21 protein-coding genes and 2 tRNA genes are annotated in these 22,758 nt (G+C 38.1%); 16 read left to right on the forward strand and 7 right to left on the reverse strand.

Annotation, left to right across the window (positions count from 1 at the left end; all coding sequences use genetic code 11):
* Positions 1 to 9: 9 nt before the first annotated feature.
* The gene (dnaG, locus tag OB69_RS12765; protein WP_053224130.1) at positions 10 to 1,920 is read right to left on the reverse strand and encodes a DNA primase; all 1,911 of its coding nucleotides are present in this window, start codon (positions 1,918 to 1,920) and stop codon (positions 10 to 12) included.
* A 120-nt stretch (positions 1,921 to 2,040) separates the two neighbouring features.
* Here dnaG and OB69_RS12770 point away from each other — a divergent pair, with 120 nt between their 5' ends.
* The 5 genes from OB69_RS12770 (at position 2,041) to OB69_RS12790 (ending at position 6,602) form a co-directional block, all read left to right on the forward strand.
* On the forward strand, positions 2,041 to 3,138 hold the full coding sequence (locus OB69_RS12770) for an Mrp/NBP35 family ATP-binding protein (RefSeq protein WP_053224131.1): 1,098 nt from the start codon (positions 2,041 to 2,043) through the stop codon (positions 3,136 to 3,138).
* Positions 3,139 to 3,153: 15 nt separating this feature from the next.
* Complete coding sequence (locus OB69_RS12775; protein WP_053224132.1) at positions 3,154 to 3,390, forward strand: NifU family protein; 237 nt, start codon at positions 3,154 to 3,156, stop codon at positions 3,388 to 3,390.
* Between the two features lie 210 nt (positions 3,391 to 3,600).
* Positions 3,601 to 4,410 carry a PASTA domain-containing protein gene (locus tag OB69_RS12780; RefSeq protein WP_053224133.1) on the forward strand — a complete coding sequence of 270 codons (810 nt, stop codon included), beginning with the start codon at positions 3,601 to 3,603 and terminating at the stop codon, positions 4,408 to 4,410.
* 54 nt (positions 4,411 to 4,464) lie between these two features.
* Positions 4,465 to 6,297, forward strand: a complete 1,833-nt coding sequence (locus tag OB69_RS12785) for a T9SS type A sorting domain-containing protein (RefSeq protein WP_053224134.1) — start codon at positions 4,465 to 4,467, stop codon at positions 6,295 to 6,297.
* 2 nt (positions 6,298 to 6,299) lie between these two features.
* Positions 6,300 to 6,602, forward strand: a complete 303-nt coding sequence (locus tag OB69_RS12790; protein ID WP_053224135.1) for a rhodanese-like domain-containing protein — start codon at positions 6,300 to 6,302, stop codon at positions 6,600 to 6,602.
* A gap of 293 nt (positions 6,603 to 6,895) precedes the next feature.
* Here OB69_RS12790 and OB69_RS12795 read toward each other — a convergent pair whose 3' ends face one another.
* On the reverse strand, positions 6,896 to 7,522 hold the full coding sequence (locus OB69_RS12795) for an HAD family hydrolase (protein WP_053224136.1): 627 nt from the start codon (positions 7,520 to 7,522) through the stop codon (positions 6,896 to 6,898).
* Between the two features lie 130 nt (positions 7,523 to 7,652).
* On the opposite strand from OB69_RS12795, the gene OB69_RS12800 reads away from it, so the two are divergent.
* Positions 7,653 to 7,726, forward strand: a tRNA-Ile gene (locus OB69_RS12800).
* A 230-nt stretch (positions 7,727 to 7,956) separates the two neighbouring features.
* Positions 7,957 to 8,136, forward strand: coding sequence for a hypothetical protein (locus OB69_RS12805; protein ID WP_053224137.1), 180 nt, complete (start codon positions 7,957 to 7,959; stop codon positions 8,134 to 8,136).
* Positions 8,137 to 8,291: 155 nt separating this feature from the next.
* On the opposite strand, the gene OB69_RS12810 is transcribed toward OB69_RS12805, so the two are convergent.
* The 4 genes from OB69_RS12810 to sbnA form a co-directional block, all read right to left on the reverse strand.
* Complete coding sequence (locus OB69_RS12810; RefSeq protein ID WP_053224138.1) at positions 8,292 to 8,831, reverse strand: DUF421 domain-containing protein; 540 nt, start codon at positions 8,829 to 8,831, stop codon at positions 8,292 to 8,294.
* Positions 8,832 to 8,927: 96 nt separating this feature from the next.
* A complete protein-coding gene (locus OB69_RS12815; RefSeq protein WP_053224139.1) occupies positions 8,928 to 10,358 on the reverse strand; it encodes a type III PLP-dependent enzyme domain-containing protein in 1,431 nt (476 codons plus the stop codon).
* A 1-nt stretch (position 10,359) separates the two neighbouring features.
* Positions 10,360 to 12,174, reverse strand: a complete 1,815-nt coding sequence (locus tag OB69_RS12820; RefSeq protein ID WP_053224140.1) for an FAD/NAD(P)-binding protein — start codon at positions 12,172 to 12,174, stop codon at positions 10,360 to 10,362.
* A 10-nt stretch (positions 12,175 to 12,184) separates the two neighbouring features.
* Positions 12,185 to 13,162 carry a 2,3-diaminopropionate biosynthesis protein SbnA gene (gene sbnA / locus OB69_RS12825; RefSeq protein ID WP_053224141.1) on the reverse strand — a complete coding sequence of 326 codons (978 nt, stop codon included), beginning with the start codon at positions 13,160 to 13,162 and terminating at the stop codon, positions 12,185 to 12,187.
* Between the two features lie 334 nt (positions 13,163 to 13,496).
* Between sbnA and OB69_RS12830 the strand changes: the two genes are divergently transcribed.
* The 7 genes from OB69_RS12830 (at position 13,497) to OB69_RS12860 (ending at position 20,517) form a co-directional block, all read left to right on the forward strand.
* On the forward strand, positions 13,497 to 13,847 hold the full coding sequence (locus tag OB69_RS12830) for a phage holin family protein (protein ID WP_053224142.1): 351 nt from the start codon (positions 13,497 to 13,499) through the stop codon (positions 13,845 to 13,847).
* Between the two features lie 199 nt (positions 13,848 to 14,046).
* Entirely contained in the window at positions 14,047 to 15,036 is a 990-nt protein-coding gene (locus tag OB69_RS12835) for a Gfo/Idh/MocA family protein (protein WP_053224143.1), read from the forward strand.
* Between the two features lie 18 nt (positions 15,037 to 15,054).
* Positions 15,055 to 15,882, forward strand: a complete 828-nt coding sequence (locus tag OB69_RS12840; RefSeq protein WP_053224144.1) for a prohibitin family protein — start codon at positions 15,055 to 15,057, stop codon at positions 15,880 to 15,882.
* 99 nt (positions 15,883 to 15,981) lie between these two features.
* Complete coding sequence (locus OB69_RS12845; protein WP_053224145.1) at positions 15,982 to 17,268, forward strand: citrate synthase; 1,287 nt, start codon at positions 15,982 to 15,984, stop codon at positions 17,266 to 17,268.
* Between the two features lie 207 nt (positions 17,269 to 17,475).
* The gene (locus OB69_RS12850; protein WP_053224146.1) at positions 17,476 to 17,934 is read left to right on the forward strand and encodes a CBS domain-containing protein; all 459 of its coding nucleotides are present in this window, start codon (positions 17,476 to 17,478) and stop codon (positions 17,932 to 17,934) included.
* A gap of 247 nt (positions 17,935 to 18,181) precedes the next feature.
* Entirely contained in the window at positions 18,182 to 19,207 is a 1,026-nt protein-coding gene (locus OB69_RS12855) for a DNA topoisomerase IB (protein ID WP_053224147.1), read from the forward strand.
* Positions 19,204 to 20,517, forward strand: coding sequence for a DUF2254 domain-containing protein (locus OB69_RS12860; RefSeq protein WP_053224148.1), 1,314 nt, complete (start codon positions 19,204 to 19,206; stop codon positions 20,515 to 20,517). The genes OB69_RS12855 and OB69_RS12860 overlap by 4 nt, the downstream gene beginning before the upstream one ends.
* A gap of 6 nt (positions 20,518 to 20,523) precedes the next feature.
* Here OB69_RS12860 and OB69_RS12865 read toward each other — a convergent pair whose 3' ends face one another.
* Positions 20,524 to 20,808 (reverse strand): GNAT family N-acetyltransferase, encoded by a 285-nt coding sequence (locus OB69_RS12865; protein WP_053224149.1) that lies wholly within the window; start codon positions 20,806 to 20,808, stop codon positions 20,524 to 20,526.
* A 475-nt stretch (positions 20,809 to 21,283) separates the two neighbouring features.
* Here OB69_RS12865 and OB69_RS12870 point away from each other — a divergent pair.
* Together OB69_RS12870 and tyrS are read left to right on the forward strand one after the other, a co-directional pair.
* Positions 21,284 to 21,357 (forward strand) — tRNA-Asp (locus OB69_RS12870).
* Positions 21,358 to 21,454: 97 nt separating this feature from the next.
* Entirely contained in the window at positions 21,455 to 22,741 is a 1,287-nt protein-coding gene (gene tyrS / locus OB69_RS12875; RefSeq protein WP_053224150.1) for a tyrosine--tRNA ligase, read from the forward strand.
* Positions 22,742 to 22,758: the final 17 nt, after the last annotated feature.

Genomic DNA, 22,758 nt, shown 5'->3' on the forward strand with positions numbered 1-22,758 from the left:
CACTAAGAATCAAAGATTAACAACAGTTCCAAGTTCTTTGGAAATTATGGTATGTCTACGTTTTAACTCCATATAAACTTTAATAGATTCTTCATTCCAATTATTACGCAATTCATCTTCATTATCCCTGATCATAATCTCCAATTTTCGCTTTTTCAATCTCAAAACAGCTCTAATAGATTGTTTATACAAATCTTCAGATTCATGCGAAGTAGAAATTCTGTGTAGGTCAAACCAACCATCACTAATGAAATATTTTATTTCCAGTGCGTCAACAGCAAACATTTTTATATTTGAATCATTTGAACTCAAAAAATCATCTAATTCAATCTTTCTACTATTTTGAAATTTAATATTCGACTGGTTAAACACTATGGAACAAATCTTCGACTCAAATTCAAAGCCCTCCAATTCGCGAAAGAAAACTTCTGCTAGAACACCATCCGCCACGGTCTCATTCCCATAATTCAAAAGAAGTCTTAAACACTCCTTTTCTAAATCAACTAACGTTAGAAAGAAACTTGAGCCATCTGAAGGTTCAATGGCTACTAGCTCCTCAATTTGTTCCTCTATGTGTTTTTCATTTTCTCTTTTTCTCTTTTCACCTTGTAGACGTGTAAGAATTTTATGATTAACCTCAATTAATATAGATGACTCATTAGCTTTAAGTATTTCGGAAGTAGACCTAATATATTCGGACCTTTTAACTTCGTCCTTAATCATAGAAAGGCTTTCTATCATCTGTCTAATGATTTCAGATTTTTCTTCCCCAGAAAGTTCGGAAATGTTGTTTGCGAGAATCCCTATTTTAAAACGAATGAAATCTTGGGCATTGTCTTTCAGAAATTGCTGAAAGGCCTCTGAACTCATACTACGCGAAAAACTATCGGGATCTTCCCCCTCAGGAAAAACTACTGCGTGTACATCTAGGTCATGTTCAAGAATTAAATCAATACCCCTGAATGACGCTTTTATTCCTGCTGCATCTCCATCGTAAAGTACTGTGATGTTCTTTGTATAGCGACCGATCAAGCGTATTTGCTCCTTGGTTAAGGACGTTCCCGAAGAAGAAACCACGTTTCGAACACCTGATTGATGCATAGAAATCACATCGGTGTAACCTTCTACCAAATAACAAAGGTCTTCGTTCCGAATGGCTTGTCTGGCTTGGTGGATACCATAAACGATGTCACTCTTATGATACACCCCAGTTTCGGGCGAATTGATGTACTTAGGCTGCTTTTTATCTTTACGAAGTGTTCGGGCACCAAAGGCAATTACTTTTCCACCCACATTATGGATTGGGAACATTACCCTACCTCTAAACCTATCATAGGTTTTATTCTCAGATTTAAGGATCAAGCCCGCCTTTTCTAAAATTTCTTCAGAATAGCCTTTTTCCAGTGCAGGCTTCATCAGCCCATCCCAAGCATCGAGGCTATAACCTAAATCGAATTTCTTTATTGTGGCTTCAGAAAAACCTCGTTCTTTAAAATAACTGAGCCCAATACTTTTCCCTTCGCTATGATTCCACAGGACATCTTGAAAAAACTCTCCGGCAAATTTTAGGGCAATAAAAAGACTATCTCGTTCATTCTGAGCAGTTATTTGCTCATCAGTCTGTTCCTCTTCTTGAACCTCAATACCATATTTATTAGCAAGGTACTTCAGCGCTTCAATGTAATTAATGCCTTCTACTTCCATTACAAAAGCAATGGCATCGCCCCCTTTTCCGGAGCTAAAACATTTGAAAATATCTTTGGAAGGAGAAACGTAAAAGGAAGGACTTTTTTCGTTCGTGAAAGGGCTGAGTGCCCTATAATTCGATCCCACTTTTTTCAGCGACACAAAATCACTGATCACTTCGACTATATCGATGCGGTTCTTGATTTCCTGTATTGTACTGTCGCTGATTGCCATCCCTTCTGGCCTCAAATATAGGGCATTGCTAAGGCTTGAAAAAGCACGGAACGAATTTCATTTAAAGCTGTTATTCAGACTAGACAAAAAGCCGTTAATTTGCAGCGGAATTAAAGAACTATGGCAGCACTTACTAAAGAAAATGTAATCAAAGCACTTCGACATGTTGATGACCCAGATATTAAAAAGGATCTGGTTACGCTAAACATGATTCAAGACATTGAAATTGAAGGAAATAAACTCTCTTTCACCGTAATGTTAACCACACCTGCTTGCCCCTTGAAAGAAGTAATCAAAAACGATTGCTTAAAAGCCATTGAAGAGCATGTGGGCGCTGATATCGAAGTGAGCGTAAATATGAGTTCACATGTAACCAGCACAAGAGACAATGCTCCTCTTCTACCTCAGGTAAAGAATATTATTGCCATTGCTTCGGGAAAAGGCGGAGTAGGTAAATCTACCGTTACTGCCAACCTTGCCGTTGCTTTAGCCAGAAGTGGTGCCAAAGTGGGCTTGATCGATGCCGACATCTACGGTCCGTCTATCCCAACTATGTTTAATTGCGAACATGAGCAGCCTAGCATTAGAAAAGAAGGTGAAAGAAATTTGATCATTCCAATTGAGCAATATGGAGTGAAATTAATCTCAATCGGTTTCTTAACCCCTGCCGAAAACGCTGTAGTTTGGAGAGGCCCAATGGCCAGTAGCGCTCTAAAACAGTTTATTGGCGATACAGATTGGGGCGAGCTTGATTATTTATTAATCGATCTTCCTCCTGGCACAGGTGACATTCACTTGACTTTGGTGCAAACCGTACCGGTTACAGGAGTGGTATTGGTAACTACACCGCAAAAAGTAGCCTTAGCCGATGCTCAGAAAGGATTAACCATGTTTATGCAACCACAAATCAATGTACCTATATTAGGCATTGTTGAGAACATGGCTTATTTCACTCCAGAAGAATTACCTGACAATAAGTATTATATTTTCGGAAAAGATGGAGGAAAGAACTTAGCAGAAAAACATAAAGTACCTTACCTAGGTCAAATTCCTTTGGTACAAAGCATTCGCGAAGCTGGAGATATTGGCTACCCAGCAGTAATGCAAGATTCCGTTACTGCCAATGCCTTTAAATCACTTTCACAACAAGTTGCCCAACAGGTTGCCATAAGAAATGCGCAATTAGCTGAAACAAAACGGGTAGAATTAAAAGTTTAACGTACATTTATACCTATGAAACAAAGAGTTGAAGCAGCTTTAGAGAAGATCAGGCCATTTCTTTTGGCTGATGGAGGTGATGTGAAAGTGCTTGAGATCACAGACGACATGATTGTAAAGCTTGAATTACTTGGGGCTTGCGAAAGTTGCCCAATGTCGCACATGACGATGAAAGCTGGAATTGAAGAAGCAATAAAAAGAGATATCCCAGAAATAAGGGGCGTAGTTGCTATAAATGCAGCAACGGTATAGTTTTCTCAACCAACACCTAATAAATGGGCATAGTGTAAAAGCATTATGCCTTTTTTAATTTTTGGCAAATGGTAAAGCCCAATAAAAAATAACTTGTTGTATTCATGCTATTATTAAACATTTGACCGTTTTCTTAATTGATTATCTTTGCGGACGAAGTAACCTAGGAACCATTGCATTTTTAACCTACTTCACCCAATATCAAACCTTATGAGTGACAAATCTTTTACGTTTAGCAGATTTTTGAAGAATGTATTGATTATGGCCGGTATCGGAATCGTTTTCGTGCTGTTCTTTTTCTATATCTATCTTCCTTCTTCTACCAATCACAACGAAACTATTACTGTGCCTGAACTGATTGGCTTGACCTATGAAGATTTAGACGAGTTTGTAATCAAAAGAGACTTGAGGTATGAAATTGTTGAAGACTCAGGTTATTCAGAATCGGCCGCACCGCTTTCTATACTTAGCCAAAACCCAAAGCCTGGTTCAAAAGTAAAAATGAACCGCAAAATATATATTGCACTGAACGCTAAGGTTCCGCCAAAAGTAAAAATGCCAAACCTTATTAATACCGATGTTCAAAACGCTGAAGACATTTTAAATACCAACGGTTTAAAACTAGGTTCATTAACCTACGAACCGAACCTTGCAAATAACGCAGTATTGGCACAAACACTTGATGGAGAACCTATAGAAGCAGGAACCTCTATTTTCAAAGGCTCTTCTATTGATTTAGTAATTGGCGATGGCGAAGGCGTGCAGCGTTTTCTTGCTCCCAACTTTATTGGAAAAACTTTAGAAGACGTAAAGTTTCAGATTAATGCATCAAAACTTAAACTCGATGTAATCAACTTTATTCAGGTAGACAGCGTGGCTGAAAACACTATTTATAAACAATTGCCTCCGGCCGGAAGCATGATCAGGTCAGGAAGTTTGGTCGAAATATGGGTGAACAGCAAGGAAACTAATGGTGAAGAGCCAGAAGATTCACCAGAGGGAGACGTTAAAATGCAATAATAGTTAGTGAAGAAACTACTGCTCATATCGTTCATTTTTTTTGCCATTCAAACCATGGCTCAGATTACCGAGCTACCTCTACCTATTAATGCTAAACCAAAAAGCAGCAATAGCCTTGTTTCAGCAGCGGCAGGACTTAACCAAGCCCAAGCCAGTTTAACTCTTCCTTTTTGGGACGATTTTTCACAAGCGAATATTTCTCCTAACCCGGCCTTATGGAAGTCAGGAGAGAATGTTCGAATAAGCAGTTCAATTGGTAAATCTGCACCTACTTTAAATGTTGCCATATTCGATGGTGTTGATGCCACAGGAAGACCATACAACGCGACCAGTTTGCTAAATGGCGCAACAGACAGTCTGGTCTCTCAGCCCATTGACTTAAGTACTTTACCCGTAAATCAAGCCGATTCGGTTTATATCAGTTTCTTTTGGCAGGCCACAGGAAACGGAGAATTACCTGATAGGCAAGACTCACTGGTGCTTCAATTCAGAAAGCCCAATGGCAGCTGGCAAAGCGCATGGCGGCAGATTGGAGGTATTGACAATCAATCAGAAGAATTTAACCAAGTAGTTTTAAAAGTTGATGCCGAGTTTTTCTATGATGGCTTCCAATTTCGTTTCAAATCATTTACTCGTTTAGCAGGGGCATACGATACTTGGTTGGTAGATTATATTTACCTGAACGATAGTAGATATGAAGGCGATGTGGCTCATGTAGACCGAGCACTCACAAGAAAACCATCGTTTTTGATTGCCCCATATTCTGCAATGCCTACCGAGCAGTTCTTTGCTAACCCAACAAAATACTTATCCGAGACCAATACGGAATTCTACAATCTCAACGACTTCTTTCAACCCATTCAATTCACTACAACTGTAAAAGACCTTGGCACAGGAAACCAATTGGAGGTATTAAACAATGAAAGTGTAGCCAACCCTCCACCAGGGCCTTATGCTCGAAGAACGTTCACTTCTCCTCCTCTTTCTGTTGCTAATATTGATGTTGACGCTGATTCTCTTTGGCTAGAAACTACTTATTATATTAAATCTGGAGATAACTTCTATATCGAAAATATTTCATCTACAAATGACACGACTTTCAATACTAACCTAGATTATAGGGTAAATGATACGGTAAGGGTAGTGACCAAAATTGACGACTTCTTTGCCTATGATGATAACGATGCAGATTTCGCTGCTGGAATTAATCAAAATGGAGGTAAACTAGCTTATCAGTTTTATGCCGAAGAAAGGGCTTTGCTTACTCATATCGATATCAATTTCCCATTCACCCAGCAAGCTGGTGAGCCAATTGAGCTGTTTGTTTGGACGAATATTGAAGCAGAAGGCAGGTCGGAAGAAATACTGTTTCAAGATTCTTACAGTGTTTTACGTCCTTCTAGTATTGGCGCTATGACTACCTACGAATTGGACACACCCATTTTTGTTCAAGACACTTTTTTCATTGGTTTTCAGCAAGCTACAAATGAATTTCTAGCTGTGGGGCTTGATAAAAATCAAGATTCAGGAGACAAAATGTACTACAATGTTGATGGCACTTGGAGAAAAAACGAAAATGTAAAAGGCAGCTTCCTTATGCGTCCTAGGTTTGACAAATCCGTTGCCTCAACTTTTGTACCCGGTAAAGTAGCCCCAGAGGTTCGCTTAGAGGTATACCCAAACCCTAGTGAAGGTGAGTTTAACATTAAAGGCCAAGTTGAGCATATCCGGCTTTTCGATAGCTGGGGAAAGGAAGCACAGTTTTCGGTAGAAGAAACGGAAACTGGTCTAAAAGTTCTTTTCGGAAAAAATCAAAAAGGCATATATTTGCTACACGTTAAAAAAGAAGGCAAAACTATAACAAAAAGGTTGATTCTAAACCACTAACCATGGCTGATATTACTGTAGAAGAATTGAAGGAAAGAATGCTGAATGGTGAAGTTAAGCACTTCATTGATGTAAGAGAAGAGTGGGAATATGACGAAGATAACCTAGGCGCCAAATTAATTCCACTTGGGGATATCCCGCATAGAGTTCCTGAGATTGAAGACCTAAAAGATGCCGAGCTTATTATTCACTGCAAGTCTGGGGCTAGAGCTGGTAGAGCTCAGAAATACCTTATTTCTAGAGGCTTCAACAACGTAAGAAACCTTATTGGTGGTATTGAGGCTTTTAGAGCCGATCAAGATTAATACAAAGCTAAAATTACCGTTTATTCAACATGTAACCCCAAGTAATCCTCGTTTATCGAGGGTTCAACCTCTGTAATTCCTAAAAAGATTCCTACGGGGATGATTGAAAGCAATGTTAGTTAATCAAGTCATATCATTTGCTCAAGCTTAAAAGCTAAGATATGCTATAAGCATCCTCTCAGAACAGACGGACTTTCACGGTTTCGTTTTTCAAACGTCAACCTCAGAGTGACGGTAACTTGTAGGGCTCCTTACGAATTCTCGGTTGTAACGAGAATTTATTTCGACAAAAGCTACTCAATAATATTCACCCAATCATCTGGAGTAATATTATGGAAACCATTCATACCCATATTCATAGCTGCTTGAATGTTCTCCAGTTTATCATCTATAAATAAAGTACGTGAAGCGTCCAATTGATGGTCGTTGAGAATAGGCTGCCAAGCACCAAAATTAGGCTTACGCTCCCCTACTTCCTGCGAAAAATAAACTTGAGTAAAGTATTCATGAAATTGTTTATGCGGAGAAATTAAGTCGATAAGTTTGAGGAAAAACCTGATATGAATATCGTTGGTATTGCTCATTACAAAAAGCTTATATTTTTGAGAAAGCACCTCCAATTTTTTCAGTCGATGAACAGGAATTTGACCTAGCATAGCATTCCAAGCACCATCTAGAATATTATCGTCAGAAAACACATTTAAAGATTCTCTTAAATGCGCCCTAAAAGTAGGGTCGTCAATCTGGCCCGTTTCATACAGTTTAAAGAATTCTGCTGTTTTCGACAACTCAAGTACTTCATTTTCAGTACGCCCAGAAATTTCAGCAAAAGCTTTTATGGTTGCTGCTTCATCCAAGTTAATGATTACCCCACCTAGGTCGAAAATAATTGAATCTATATTACTTAAATCTGGCGCCATGTTTTGTTGTTTAATTAATCGCAAATATGTAACATTGCACTCCCAAAATCAAAGGGTTTAAAGCACAATGTATCTTGTTCGATTTTTAGAACGGGTTCATCAGAAAACCAGCCGCTTTAAATAAGATATTGGGCCTATAACTCAGCTGGTTAGAGTATCTGACTCATAATCAGAAAGTCCCTGGTTCGAGCCCAGGTGGGCCCACTAATAGCCTCATACATCACGTATGGGGCTATTTTTTTTAAGTGGGTGACAAACCCTTTATTTTTCTTGTTCCGATAATCCTATCTTTCCCAACATAAAATACATTTTTACCCCATAAGTCCTCACTCCGATTTTACTTTCAGAACACAAATAACCAGGGTTTGAAAAGAACTATTCATAAACAATAAAATATCTGAGTTGTTAATGTTATAAATCAAACAAATAGAATTATGAGTGATAAAAACAAGAAAGATAACTCGGGAATACCCTATGGAAATAAGCACGTATCAGAAGATCCAAATCGAACTCCGAAGGGAGATGATACAGATAAGGATGTAAGACCAAAAGAAGGATATGTTGAACCTTATAATAAAAAGAAGTATCAGCAAGACCCTAAAAACAATAAGTAAAAAGCTCGATTTAGAGCTTTTTACTTATTGTAAGGGCTTAATTTCGAGTCAGGCAATTGACTTGACAGCCTAGGAACAAGAACTTCTAACCCTCGCTAATTTTACTAATCCATAATTAGCTTCTGGCTTTTTATTCTGGACATAACTCGCAAAGTTCATCGTCTAACATTCTTTAATAAATCGTTATCTAGTTGCATATCTTGATCTTCAGAATGTAATACTGAAATATCGCCTGTTGTTTCTAGCACCACAGCCAACACTTGACGCATGTCGTATACATTTGCTTCTCTCAGTTTAGCATAGAGGTCTGCTTCGGTAACTCTATTCGCTTTTAAATTATGCCATAAAATCTCTGAACCTGACATGAGCAATACAGGTGTATTGGTAACTGCATTTTCAAATACATTGCTCTTCTTTCTTAACTTGGCAACAGCGGCTTGCAGCACAACTAGTACTGTGAGTGCCACTATACCTTTAACCAAGCTGTTCTGCTGTGAAATTAATGTTGAAGCGATAACACTACCAATGGCTATTGTAATAGCAAAATCGAAACTAGACATTTTAGCGAAAGTCCTAAGCCCATTCAGTCTAGTAATAATCAGAACAGCTAAATATATTCCTACAGTAGATAGAACCGTAATTAATATGGATGATGAGCTACTATATAACCACGAAGGATTTTTAAATATTTCCATATCCCAAAATTTAATTTCAAACTAAAAACTATCCGACCCAACACTATCGAATCATATCATTTGGTTCGATTCAATATATTTTTCACCCCTTTTGAGCTAGTCTATTTTAAAATCAGAAAACTTTACCGTTTCGTTGTTCGGTTTGAAAAACAAATTTTTAGCTAGGTCGAAAAGATGCGCTTCCGTTTCAAAAAAGTGCATCATGTAACCCGCAGTATTTACAAATACTACTAAGTCTCCTATTGCTGGCAGTTGGTTTAAAGCTATTTTGCGTTTGAGCAAAATGTCACGCTCTAAACAATAAGCTCCTGTAAAAAAGACCTCTGTATTTTCTTCGTTATCTTTTTGATTTTGGTTGAGAATGAATGGGTCAAGTAGAAAGTCTGCGCTTGAGCTATGCATTTGAGTCATGTTCATTTCTAAACCTACCAACCAGTTACCTAGGGTGTCCTTTTTTCTAAAAATGACTTTGGCAATTGTCATTCCTGTTTGATCCAAAAGCGACCTACCTGGCTCCATTCTTATTTCTATTCCTTGCGCTTTAATCCGATCGGCACAACTTTGCCCCGCCCTGTTTGAATACGATAGAATTCCGTTTAAGAAAACTGCCTTTGTTTTGTCATTAAAGTAAGGGTAAGTGTTTAACTCACCTTGTAATTTTTCTTCAATCATACTAAAGCCTAGCCCTTGATTCTGAAAGGTGATTTCGCGGTGTTTACCCTGAACAGCCAACTGGAGTGTTTGAATAAAATGCGTCCATTGACTTTTTTTCTTTAGGTAGTTTATTAATAGCCCTCCCCCCATGTCAATAAAATGAGTTTTATAGCCACTTAAACCTAAGCGAAGCGCTAAATCTAAAGATTGATGCAAAGCCTCACCTCTTTGATCAATTGAATAGCCATTAAGGTGAAAGTGAATTCCGCAATAAACAAGTCGATTAAGGGACTTAGCTTTACCAAAGTGATTCAATACTAAGTCGGCAACTCCCTCTATATCAAAGCCAAACCGACTGTATAGTTTACTTCCTTTAAAGGAAAATCCGCTTACTCGGACTCCCACTTTTGCATCCATATTTAGTTGTTCTGCTACCGACTGCACCAGTTCACATTCATCGTTATTATCGAGAATAATGACTATGCTATTCTTAACCGCGAGCTCAATCAATTTTCTGCTTTTGATGGCCGCAGTTACCACTAGCTTTTCTGGTTGTATTCCAAGTTCAATACATTGTTTTAACTCTTGATAACTTGCAGTATCTACCCCCATACCTGAGGATTTTGTAGCCTCTACAAAGCCTTGGCATTTATTTGCCTTTCGGGCAAAAAGAACCAAATGTTTCAAATCATAGGATTCAAAAACCGTTTTGTATTCGGTATAATTATTGAAAAAGGGAGCTATATGATGAATATTTAATGGAGAGCCATACTCTTCCATCAACTGATAAATAGTTGTGGGTGATTGCATCACTTTGTGCATCCATGGTGAAGTAAGAGGTGTTAAAGGTGGAAGTTGGTTTTTGGCTTTCATATTATGATTGCTCTAAGATTTTTGATTGGGTAAATACTTGAATATCGTTTGCGACTTGTGCACCCCAAAGAGATACAAAGTCGTTTCGATTTCGGGAAAGAGTATCGTTATCGAATGTGATTCCCTCGGTTGGTGTGCCTGTTAAAGTAATCTGCTTGATTTCTTCTCCTAAAGCATTAATTGGATGACCTTCACGCGAAATGTGTATACATCCGGGACTAAAAGAATCGCAACCGTCACTTCCGTTATTGTAAATTGTAGCTAGATCATTATCAATTAACTTCTGATATAATTTAGGCGGGTTTGACACCATATCGGTTTTGGGTATTCTTGCGTCAATCAAATAATCAACCTTCAGTTCTGAACCATCTTCTAATGTGAGCACATAAAAACTGTTATACGCATTAACATTAGGCTGATGAGCAAAGCTAAAATCAATCAGCCCCGCCTCAGCCAAAGCCATTATTTTCTTCATGTTTTCGATGGGTGGACCGTAGGCAACTCTATTAAATTGCCCCATAAAATCGCTCAGAAAAACACGGTGCGATTTAGGAGATAAACCACCAAATGAATAAAGTTCATTGAAATCGTTACTGATTCTTCGCCAAGTTCCAGCTGCATGCGCTAACGGACTTCCCTCCTCACCTTTTTCACCTTCTTTTATCGACAGTCGAACATAGTTGAGGATTTGCTCATGTCGATCAGCTTTCCAATCGTTCAATGGATTAAATAAGGTATTGAAGCTAAATGGTTTTTCAATAGGATGCCTTTCATGAAAAGCATCAATCTCACTTTCAATTTTCTGAATATCTTTAAAAGGGTGTAAGTATTGATTGTACTGCTGGAACAACATTCTGTAGTAAGCATATTTTATCTCTGCTTTTATCAGGGGCAGAATGTCCTTTTCGAAATCATATTTATCTTTATCGCCTTTGTTAGCACACAAATTTTCTGGAGTGAAGTAATACAAAGGCTGACTGGGCAATCCGAAGGTTCCGCTACGTGGCATCATGGGTAGTCCAGACTTCGAAAAGGGATAAAGTACAAAAGGTTCATTTCCAGATTTCACATATTTAAAACCTGCTTCTGTTTGATTAAATCTACCGCCCCTGCCTTCAGTGAGTGCCAATACAGTATCAATAAAGGTTAAGCCAATTCCTTTGATGGCTACCTTGCTATTAGGAGTAACATGAGAAAGTTTTTCTTGTACCGGATAAACGAACTCTACAAAAGTATTTTGATCACTGAAAGCTTCTTTTTGTGGTGTTGAATGACCTGTAGCCAATAATATATGTTGAATATCAACATACGCTTCGTTTTCTGTTTTTATCCAAAACGCCCCACCTTTCTTTTCAATATCACATACTTCCTGTGTATGCTGGAGCAAGCGCACATTTCTGGGTAAATTTTTCTTTAATTCTTCAAAAGCAGAACAAAGGTATTCTCCTACTCTTGACCTTGATGAAAATTCATTTCCAGACACGTTCCTCCCTTGTTTCTTCAGCCATTCAACAAAACTTAATGGATGATCAACAATGGGTTTTGGAGCTTGATTTGGCCATGCATTAATAAATCCATTGACATAGTTCATCAATAGATATTCAGGCTGGTCATGCCTGTAGATATCTCCTGCACCAAAAAATGAGCATCTATTAAACATATGAATCTCAACCTCCTCGTCAAGGGTAACTTCTGAAAGGTTGGCCAAAAGCCTTTCTAAACCATACAAACCTTTTGGCCCAGCGCCTATTATTGCTACTCGATATGGTGTTTCAGGATTAATTGATTGAGCATCGACTGATTTATGATTTTCCATTCTATACAACTTAAACAGCAATCATTTGTGGATTGAAAATATTATCATTAACCCATTCATCATTGTAAATGGTATCCAGATAACGTTCACCTCGATCGCAAAGAATCATAGCGCAATTGGCTTCGGTTGGAATTTGGGTTAAGTAGCGTCCAACAGCACTTACCACGGCTCCCGAAGAACCGCCACATAAGATGGCTTCTTTATTCAATAAGTTTCGACAACCATCAACACAATCGGCATCGCTTACATGTATTACGTCATCTACAATCGACTTACATAAAAATGTAGAAGGTCGGCCAGCGCCATGCCCAGGTATTTTCCGCTCTTGCGGAGTATCTCCAAATATTACACTTCCTACGGCATCAACAGCAATTATTTTCGTATCTAAATTATTATCTAAAATATAGTTGGCACAGCCCATTAGCGTACCACAAGTACTAGTTGCAGCAAACATATAATCAAGTTTTCCATCAAGAGCATCTAAAATCTCTTTCATAGTTTGCTTGTGGGCCAATGGATTTTGCGGATTACCATATTGGTTTGGCCAAAAGCTATTGTGAGTTTTATCAACCAAAGCCTGAACTCGATTTAACCTTGCAGTAAGAAAGCCCCCCAATGGAGCAGGTTCTTTTACCATATCAATATTAGCTCCGTAAGCTTTCAGAATTTTAAGCGTATGCTTATTCGCCATTGTATCAACAACTACGGTAAGCGATAAACCATAATACAAACAAGCCTGCGCTAGCCCAATGGCCATATTACCAGAGCTCGATTCTATGACATGGTCCCCTTCTTTTAATTCTCCAGTACAAAAGGCATGTTCAAGTAATTGTATTGCCGTGCGGTCTTTAATGCTTCCACCAGGATTGTGCCCTTCCATCTTGGCAAATACATTTTTGTGAGAGTTGAACAGTCTATTTAGTTTGACGATTGGAGTATCGCCTATAGTTTCAAGAATGCTGTTATGTATAGCGTTAACTTTGGTCATTTGATAGGTTATTTTTGAGTCAGCAATAATTTATAGAACACCTTCGGTTACTCTGTTTCAGCCATTCAATACCAAAACTATTCCTAGCCTAAACTCATATCAGTTTTATCAAGCTCAACATCTACTTTTATTGCCCAAAACACCATTTTAACACGCTTAGCCATAAATTCGCTGTTACCTTATGTTCTACCAGTAATTACACAAGTATTTAAAATGTGGTGAATCATACACATCGAAATGTAGCAGTGTGCCCATATTTTCCAACAGAATGAGTAACAAGCATGCTAATTGCACGCTTTATTAATATGGAGTATCGTTTGTAGAAGGAAGTTACATGGAACTCATCTTACAACTCATCATCACTCCGATTGTCTTAATGCTCGCTAGCAAAGTCATAGATGGAGTATATATCAAGAACTTTAAATCGGCAGTGCTCACTTCTATATCGATTATGATAGTAAGCTTCTTAATTGGCTGGCTCATCACTTTATTCTTGAACGTGGCTACGCTTGGTATTTTGTGGATTGTTGGCTTGGGAATAATCACCAGAACCATTGCCAACGCCATTATTATTGAAATCATAGATCAATCCAGAAAAGACTTTGACACCAAAGGCTTTATGCCATCCTTAAAATTGGCCATTGCATTAGCGATTGCCTGGGGAGTAATTGATATTATGTTCTAAAGGAATAATAGTTATTCCAATATTACAGCCCCAACACTAGAGCATTCATCGTTTTAAAAAAGTATTAAAAGAACTTATCGGGTCGGCTGGCCATAAGTGCTACAGACAGATTCGGTACAAGCCATCCAAAAACAGCTTCATTCCTTAGAGCCTGATGTTTTTATGGCTACTTTTGCCCCAGTTCAAAAAAACCATATTCATGCTTAAAATTGGCGTTCTGGGTGCTGGCCACCTTGGTAAAATTCATATTAAATGCATCAAAGACATTCCTGAATACGAACTCGTAGGTTTCTATGATGCATCAGAAGAAAACGCAAAGGCTGTTGCGTTAGAACATGGCATCAAAGGATATTCTACTATAGCTGAATTACTTGAGGTAGTTGATGTAATAGATATCGTAACCCCTACGCTATCACACTTCGATTGTGCCAAACAAGCCCTAAATGCTGGCAAGCACGTTTTTATTGAAAAGCCAGTCACCAATACGATTGCCGAAGCCGAGGAGCTTATTTCGCTTTCTAGAGCAAAAGGTCTTAAAATTCAGGTCGGTCATGTGGAAAGGTTCAATCCAGCATACGTAGCCGCTCAACACTATCTTAAGCAACCTATGTTTATTGAAACCCACCGCTTGGCCCAATTCAACCCAAGAGGTTTAGACGTTCCTGTGGTACTCGATTTAATGATTCACGATATTGATGTGATTCTTCATGCCGTGGGCTCTCCAGTAAAACATATCTCGGCCAGTGGTGTTGCGGTGGTAAGCGACACACCAGACATTGCTAATGTGCGCTTAGAGTTTGAAAACGGTTGCGTAGCGAACCTTACTACTAGTCGTATAGCGGTAAAAAACATGCGCAAATCACGTTTCTTCCAAAAAGACGCTTATGTATCGGTAGATTTCCTTGAAAAGAAATCTGAGATCGTAAGAATGCAAGAGGCTACAGGAGAAGAAGGACCCTTTTCTATGATTTTGGATTTGGGTGAAGGCAAAAGCAAAAAAGAAATCATTTTTGAGAACCCTAAAATTCATCCAACCAACGCTATTCGCGAAGAGCTCTTCACTTTTAATCAGGCCATTACCAATAATACTGAACCTATAGTAACTATAGAAGATGGGTACAAAGCCTTAAAAGTAGCCCAACAGATTCTAGACATAATTGAAGCCAACTTAAAACAGATTGGCTCTTAAACATAAACAACTATTATTATGGACAACAGAAAGTATTTACCCGCAATAGTCATTACCGTTATTGCGGTGATCATTCTATTTGCAATATCAAGCAGCGTTTTTTACACTATTCAGGCCAATGAAAGGGCTGTTCTCTTCAAAAAATTCTCAGGAGGTTTAGATAAAGACAATGTTATTACACAAGGTTTCCATGTAAAAGCACCTTGGAACGAACTAATCGTTTTCGATGTAGCAGAAACCCAAGTAGAGGAAACGATGGATGTACTCGATAAAAACGGTTTGAGCATTAAAGTGGATGTATCCGTTCGTTTTTACCCAAAGTTTGACCGTGTGGGGTATATTTATGAAAGCTTTAGAAAAAGCTATGTGTCAACTTTGGTTACCCCAGAAGTAAGGTCTACTGTTCGTCAGGTAATGGGTAGGTACACAGCAGAAGAAATCTATTCTACTAAAAGACCAGAAGTAGAAGCTGCAATTAGAACAGAAACAGCCGAAGTATTGGGCAGTGAGTCGAATAATATAGAAATGAGAGCGCTTTTGATTCGTTCAATCAATTTACCTGATAAAATTAAGCAAGCCATTGAAAGCAAATTACAACAAGAACAAGAAGCTTTGGCTTATCAGTTTCGTTTAGACAAAGAAAAGAGTGAAGCGGAAAGAAAAAGAATAGCCGCAGAAGGTGAATCGGCCGCGAATAAAATTATTAACAATAGCTTAACACCAAGCCTATTAAAGATGCGAGGTATTGAAGCAACCTTGAAATTAGCCGAATCACCCAACACGAAAGTAGTGGTTATAGGCCAAGGAAAGGACGGCTTACCACTTATTTTAGGCGGAAGTAATTAAAAATTCCCAAAGTCGTGAACAAGAGTTTCATTTAAGTGTTTTATACATTAAATTCGCTCGCCTAATAAAGCACCCCAAACTAGTAAACCACTTTATAGAATGTCAAGTACTGCTGAGATTAAAGTTGACGGTAAAACATTAGAACTACCATTAATTGAGGGCACCGAAAATGAAAAAGCCATCGATATTTCTTCTCTTAGAGGAGACAGTGGCGTAATCACTATCGACCCAGGATTTAAAAACACAGGTTCAACCCAAAGTGCCATCACCTTCTTGGATGGTGAGAAAGGAATCTTACGTTATAGAGGTTATTCAATTGAAGAGCTAGCCGAAAAGTCTACCTTCCTTGAAGTTTCATACCTTTTAATTTACGGAGAACTTCCTACTCCTGCTCAATACCAAGAGTTTACTAAGACCATCACCAATCATACATTGGTACACGAAGATATCAAGAAGATTCTTGAAGGATTTCCTTCAACTGCGCATCCAATGGGTGTACTTTCTTCTTTAGTTTGTGCTCAAACAGCCTTCTACCCTGCTTCGTTAGACCCTAACAGAGCCGCTCCAGAAGTAGATATGAGCATTATTCGTTTGCTTGCTAAAATGCCAACATTTGCAGCGTGGTCTTTCAAAAACCAAATTGGTCATCCAGTTAACTACCCAGACAATAGCCTAGACTATTGTAGCAACTTCCTTAAAATGATGTTCGCTACCCCAGCCGAAGCTTATGAGGTTGATCCGGTTGTAGCCAATGCATTAGATAAATTATTGATCTTACATGCCGACCATGAGCAAAACTGTTCTACTTCAACAGTAAGAATGGTAGGTTCATCGCACGCAAGCTTATACGCTTCAATTTCAGGTGGAATCAATGCCCTTTGGGGACCGTTACATGGTGGTGCTAACCAAGCGGTAATCGAAATGCTTGAGAACATCAAAAAAGATGGCGGTGATACCAAAAAGTGGATGGCAAAAGCCAAAGACAAAAACGATCCATTCCGTTTAATGGGCTTCGGTCACAGAGTGTACAAGAACTTCGACCCAAGGGCCAGAATTATTAAAAAAGCAGCTGATGATGTTTTGGCCAAATTAGGCGTAAACGATCCTATTTTAGAAATTGCCAAAGGTCTAGAAGAAGAAGCTTTGAACGACTCTTACTTTGTGGAGAGAAAGCTTTATCCGAATGTGGATTTCTATTCAGGTATTATTTATCGTGCCTTGGGTATTCCTACCGATATGTTTACCGTAATGTTTGCCATGGGTAGACTTCCTGGTTGGATTGCACAGTGGAAAGAAATGCGTGAAAACAAAGAGCCAATCGGAAGACCAAGACAAGTATATACTGGTTATAACGAAAGAGCTTACGCGCCAATCGATAAAAGATAATTGAGTTTTGACTCAGTATTTAAAAGGAGCTTATCTGACGATAAGCTCCTTTTTTTGTGCTACTAAGGTCAAAAAACAAGATTATCGACTCAGAACATATGACGGCCTTAAACAACATACAGTTATTTATAGTTTTGATATTCAATTGATTTACAGTATATTATACCTTAAATTGACAGATATTCAAAATCTATAAATCGAAACTATATGAATTTTCAAGGAGTAAAAGCACCAGAAGTACCTAAAGGCGTTCAGCAGTATCGCCCAGTTACAGATTACATGACCCATGAGGTTATTTCGTTCACCCCAGATCAAAGTATTGCAGATGCTATGGATGTTTTCTTAGAAAAACAGATATCAGGCGCTCCTGTTATTAATGAGAAAGGGAAAATTATTGGAATACTTTCGGAAATTGATTGTATGAGAATTATGGTAGATGAAGCATATCACAACCTTCATCATGGAAAAATAACCGTAGCGGAGTACATGAGTAACAATGTTGCCACAATTTCTGTAGATATGGACGTACTTGATTGCGCTCAAAAGTTTCTGAGAACTCACTACAGAAGGTTTCCTGTAGTAGATGTAAACGGAAGGTTAAAAGGGCAAGTAAGTAGAAGAGACATACTACAAGCTACAAGAGATTTAAAAACTTCGTCATGGTAACAATAGAGTCAGCACAATAAGAAAGCAGCACCAACTCGCTGCTTTTTTTATGTCCAATTCAATACTACCTTCCCCAAGCAAGTGTGAAAAAAATACACACTATTGAGTTTACTAAGCCCCTCTAAATATTCAGAAGCAGCATTCCGTTACAGAATCAAAAGATTGAATGTATTTATGATTTTGGTTTAAAAGTTGAATAGGTGCAATTGAAAAGTGTTTGTCAATACTTACACAAAGCCATCAACTTATGAGTCCTTTGGAAAACTGCCCTCACAATATTCAATACATATCTGATGAATGTAATGGCTTTAAGCGCATACCGAAAGGTGACAAGTTCATTTACAAAACAAAAAATGGCAAGGTGGTAAAGAAGAAATCTTTATTGAAGAGATTCGATAGCCTAGTAATTCCTCCTATGTGGACAGAAGTATGGATTTGTGAGCACGAATTTGGCCATTTACAAGCCACTGGCTATGATCAAAAACTTCGAAAGCAATACATTTATCATCCGCTTTGGATTGATTTTAGACAAAAACAGAAATACGCTAAGCTTTTCAAATTTGGCCAAATATTACCTGTAATCCGAAGACAAGCCATGCAGGATATTCAACTAAAGGGTTGGCCAAAAAAGAAGATTTTGGCGGTTTTGGTATCGCTGTTAGATCAACACTACATTAGAATTGGCAATCAAGTATATAGAAAAGAAAACGAAACATATGGACTAACCACCCTAAGAAGAAAGCACCTTGAAGATGAAGGGTCGAAACTGAAATTAAGCTATAAAGCTAAGAGTGGTAAATACCGAAACATCACTATCAAAAATCAAAAACTAGCCAATCTAATTCGCAAGAGTTCTGAGTTACCCGGTTATGAAGTGTTTAGATACATTGATGAACATGGGAAAAGCCAGAAGCTAGACTCGAGCGATGTCAATGAATACCTTTATAACATTACAGAAAGCCATTTTACAGCAAAGGATTTCAGAACATGGGGTGGCACAGTAGTCGCCATTGATTCTTATCCGGCTGCCTTGAAAGTAGTTGAAGAAAACACAAGACTTAACCTTGAGACCACAATAGTAAAAAAGGTAGCCAAAGTACTTGGCAATACCATTGCCACATGTCGTGAATATTATATTCACCCTAAAGTTTTAAAAATTTTAACTCAAGGAGAACTAGCACAATATGAACAGAAGAAACCACCAAAGGTTAAGTATCAAAAAGAACTAAGAAAAAACGAGTTATTAGCACTCTCTATGATCCATAACAAATGAAACTAACCAAAAACTTACTCTATAAAACCTACAGGTCAATTATAGGAAGTATTGCTTTTTACCCCACTCTAATAGCTGTGGGCTTTCTCCTATTCTCAATCATTATCATGCTTATTGAGTATGATCCATTTATGATGGACTTAAAAAAGGATCTATCATTTGTTCTTGTAAAGAGTAAAGAAGATGCCAGATTAGTACTAGGCACCTTAGTAGGTAGCATTATTTCACTAATGGTGTTCAGTTTTTCTATGGTAATGATCGTACTTAATAGGGCTTCATCTACCCTATCTCCGCGGGTTATTCCTGGTTTAATTACAGATAAATCTAACCAAGTGGTTCTTGGCTTTTATTTAGGTAGCATTATCTACAGCCTCATTCTCATTGTAAACGTACAGTCCGATGAAACCATAAACACCCCTGATTTCGGCATACTCTTATCAATGATTTTCGGCATCACCTGCTTGGCCTTTTTTATGTACTTCATCCACACCATTAGCCAAAGTATTCAGGTAGACAACATTCTAAACAGTATTTTCTCCAGAACAAAAAATGAAATGGAAAGAATGACTTTAGAGGGTTCTGAAGTACAGCAAGAACAGAATACAGAACAATGGTATTCTTTAAATACTTCAAAAGCGGGTTATTTTAAAAAAGTTAAGGTGAACGAACTGGTTAAACTTTGCGAACACCATCAAATCAAAATTCAAATGCTCCAGCCGGTGGGTTTTTTCTTTGTCGAAAACTCCCCATTACTATGCATCGACAAGGAAATAGACGATGAACTAAAAGAGGAAATCGAAAATTGCTTCATTTTATACCCTCAAGAATGGGTAAGCGACCATTACGTTTTTGGTTTCAAGCAAATTTCAGAGATAGCCGTGAAAGCCCTTAGCCCTGGAATCAACGACCCTGGAACCGCCATCAAATCAATACATCTGCTCACGCTATTATACATCAAAAAAATACAGATGAAGGAAAAGTATATTGTTAAAGATAGCATGAATGTAAATAGGGTATATTTTAAACAAATTGTTTTTGAACAGCTCTATGACGACCATATTACTCAAATCAGAATTTATGGTAAAGCAGATACTTTAGTGATGCTTGCTTTGCTTCAGGGGCTAATGAATATTTTTAAAGCAGACAAAAACAAAAGTCATTACCATAGCATCATCCGTTATTTCAAAGCCTTGATAGAAACATGTCACAAAAACTTTGAAAGCGAGTTAGATATATCTTCGGTAAATAAAGTGATTGAAGAGTTCAATCAACTTAAAGCTGCTCCATCGATAGCAAAACTGAGTGCTTAAGTAAAATCAAAGCACATCATTCCATTCTTGATGACGCTTTAATGTAGCCTTTGCAAAAGGACAAAGTGGTATTATTTTGACTTTATTCTTACGTGCATATTCCACAGCACGTTCAACCAGCTTTGCCCCCATGCCCGTACCTCTAAGCACATCACTTACTTCTGTGTGGTCAATAATTATTTTGTCGGAACCCGCTTTTGAGAAAGTCATTTCGGCCAAACGTTCTCCTTCCCTTTCTACATAAAAGCTACCTTTATTATCCGTTTCGTGTTCTTGTATAACTGTATCCATGATTCCACATTAAGTTTGTTCTACCAAGTTAGTGAACAGTGAGACAAATCATAAATGTCGTTTCAGATAAACACAAAAATAAACCCATGCAAATACGTTACATGGGTTCTATTCTTTTAGGTTGAGGGAATGGAAAATAACTGAGCCTCTTCAATTACCTTCCAACACAAAGGAGCTAGTTTTGAGGTTAAATACACTCCGTGAAATACTGAAAATAATTTTATAAGTATTTTACCTAGTTCAAAAACACTGCTGGCAAGTAAATATGTCTGATTTATGAGGTACTAGTAAGACAGATTAATTCTTACTCAAAAATAAATTCGCATTACATAAATATTTATTTCACTCACGGCCAAACAGTTGAAGATTTTTCGAAAAATTAGTTCGTTTTTTTAGCTCCTGATGTTTGTAAATCAAGAACAGTATACTACTTTTGCATCACCTTAAACGAAAGGGATTACAAAACAAAGATATTGGAGCGGTAGTTCAGCTGGTTAGAATGCCTGCCTGTCACGCAGGAGGTCGCGGGTTCGAGTCCCGTCCGTTCCGCAAAAAGCCTTAGAGAAATCTAAGGCTTTTTTTGTTTCTTGCCTTTCACCCTCGCCTTTCAAACTCTATATTTGCGCTCCGAATTCAAAATATACCTATGAGCGAACTCATCAAAGAACTACAATGGAGAGGCATGATCCACGATATCATGCCTGGAACAGAAGAACAACTAGATAAAGAGCAAACCACAGGTTATGTTGGCTTCGATCCTACTGCCGATTCCCTACACATTGGCAACTTGGTACCTGTAATGCTTTTGGTTCACCTTCAAAAGGCCGGTCACAAGCCTATTGCTTTAGTGGGTGGCGCTACTGGTATGGTGGGCGATCCATCGGGGAAATCGTCTGAAAGACCAATGCTTTCGGAAGAACTTTTAAACCATAACCTAGAATCTCAGAAAAAGCAACTTCGTAAATTCTTAGATTTTGATTGTGGTGAAAACTCAGCGCAAATCGTAAATAATTACGATTGGTTCAAAAACTTCAGCTTCCTTGATTTTATCAGAGAAGTGGGCAAGCACATCACTGTGAATTACATGATGGCCAAAGATTCTGTGAAAAACAGACTGGAAAGCGGAATGTCATTTACTGAATTTACTTACCAGCTCGTTCAGGGCTATGATTTCCTTCACTTGAATCAAAACTACGATTGCAAATTGCAAATGGGTGGTTCCGATCAGTGGGGAAACATTGTTACGGGTACGGAATTAATCAGAAGAAAAATACAAGGCGAGGCTTTTGCCATGACAGCTCCGCTGATTAGAAAAGCAGACGGATCTAAATTTGGTAAATCAGAAGGCGGAAACGTTTGGTTAGACCCAAAGAAAACTTCTCCTTACAAGTTCTACCAGTTTTGGTTAAATACATCAGATGAAGATGCATCAAACTTCATTCGTGTGTTCACCCTTCTTCCGAAAGAAAAAATTGAAGCTTTAGAAGCTGAACACAATGAGGCACCTCATTTGAGAATCTTACAAAAAGCTTTAGCAGAGGATATTACCGTGAGAGTACACTCTGAAGAAGACTTAAAAACCGCTATTAAAGCGTCAAACATTCTTTTCGGAAAGTCTACCACTGAAGATCTAGAGTCTTTAGATGAAGACACTTTACTTTCAGTATTTGAAGGAGTTCCTCAAGTACAAATTTCGAAAACGGACTTAGATCAAGCTGAAAATTCAATTGATCTACTTTCTGTGGTTACCCAAGAGGTAATCTTCAAATCTAAAGGTGAAGCTCGCAGAATGCTTCAAGATGGCGGTGTGAGCATTAACAAGGTTAAAATTGAAGACATGAATGCAAAACCTGCTATTCGACTTCTTCAGGATAAGTACTTTTTGGTTCAGAAAGGGAAAAAGAATTACTACTTGATTTCAATTACCGAATAGGGTAAATTGAGCTAAAT

Source organism: Roseivirga seohaensis subsp. aquiponti (assembly GCF_001267955.1).
GTDB lineage: Bacteria > Bacteroidota > Bacteroidia > Cytophagales > Cyclobacteriaceae > Roseivirga > Roseivirga seohaensis.

What these genes read in the sequence shown, in the direction of transcription:
- OB69_RS12855 (WP_053224147.1), top strand. Translation starts at nt 18,182, where the DNA reads ATGAGTCCTTTGGAAAACTGCCCTCACAATATTCAATACATATCTGAT.
- OB69_RS12785 (WP_053224134.1), top strand. Translation starts at nt 4,465, where the DNA reads ATGGCTCAGATTACCGAGCTACCTCTACCTATTAATGCTAAACCAAAA.
- OB69_RS12770 (WP_053224131.1), top strand. Translation starts at nt 2,041, where the DNA reads ATGGCAGCACTTACTAAAGAAAATGTAATCAAAGCACTTCGACATGTT.
- OB69_RS12865 (WP_053224149.1), bottom strand. Translation starts at nt 20,808, where the DNA reads ATGGATACAGTTATACAAGAACACGAAACGGATAATAAAGGTAGCTTT.
- OB69_RS12820 (WP_053224140.1), bottom strand. Translation starts at nt 12,174, where the DNA reads ATGGAAAATCATAAATCAGTCGATGCTCAATCAATTAATCCTGAAACA.
- OB69_RS12815 (WP_053224139.1), bottom strand. Translation starts at nt 10,358, where the DNA reads ATGAAAGCCAAAAACCAACTTCCACCTTTAACACCTCTTACTTCACCA.
- OB69_RS12780 (WP_053224133.1), top strand. Translation starts at nt 3,601, where the DNA reads ATGAGTGACAAATCTTTTACGTTTAGCAGATTTTTGAAGAATGTATTG.
- OB69_RS12775 (WP_053224132.1), top strand. Translation starts at nt 3,154, where the DNA reads ATGAAACAAAGAGTTGAAGCAGCTTTAGAGAAGATCAGGCCATTTCTT.
- OB69_RS12845 (WP_053224145.1), top strand. Translation starts at nt 15,982, where the DNA reads ATGTCAAGTACTGCTGAGATTAAAGTTGACGGTAAAACATTAGAACTA.
- OB69_RS12860 (WP_053224148.1), top strand. Translation starts at nt 19,204, where the DNA reads ATGAAACTAACCAAAAACTTACTCTATAAAACCTACAGGTCAATTATA.
- OB69_RS12810 (WP_053224138.1), bottom strand. Translation starts at nt 8,831, where the DNA reads ATGGAAATATTTAAAAATCCTTCGTGGTTATATAGTAGCTCATCATCC.
- OB69_RS12795 (WP_053224136.1), bottom strand. Translation starts at nt 7,522, where the DNA reads ATGGCGCCAGATTTAAGTAATATAGATTCAATTATTTTCGACCTAGGT.
- OB69_RS12850 (WP_053224146.1), top strand. Translation starts at nt 17,476, where the DNA reads ATGAATTTTCAAGGAGTAAAAGCACCAGAAGTACCTAAAGGCGTTCAG.
- OB69_RS12790 (WP_053224135.1), top strand. Translation starts at nt 6,300, where the DNA reads ATGGCTGATATTACTGTAGAAGAATTGAAGGAAAGAATGCTGAATGGT.
- OB69_RS12805 (WP_053224137.1), top strand. Translation starts at nt 7,957, where the DNA reads ATGAGTGATAAAAACAAGAAAGATAACTCGGGAATACCCTATGGAAAT.
- dnaG (WP_053224130.1), bottom strand. Translation starts at nt 1,920, where the DNA reads ATGGCAATCAGCGACAGTACAATACAGGAAATCAAGAACCGCATCGAT.
- OB69_RS12835 (WP_053224143.1), top strand. Translation starts at nt 14,047, where the DNA reads ATGCTTAAAATTGGCGTTCTGGGTGCTGGCCACCTTGGTAAAATTCAT.
- OB69_RS12830 (WP_053224142.1), top strand. Translation starts at nt 13,497, where the DNA reads ATGGAACTCATCTTACAACTCATCATCACTCCGATTGTCTTAATGCTC.
- OB69_RS12840 (WP_053224144.1), top strand. Translation starts at nt 15,055, where the DNA reads ATGGACAACAGAAAGTATTTACCCGCAATAGTCATTACCGTTATTGCG.
- sbnA (WP_053224141.1), bottom strand. Translation starts at nt 13,162, where the DNA reads ATGACCAAAGTTAACGCTATACATAACAGCATTCTTGAAACTATAGGC.
- tyrS (WP_053224150.1), top strand. Translation starts at nt 21,455, where the DNA reads ATGAGCGAACTCATCAAAGAACTACAATGGAGAGGCATGATCCACGAT.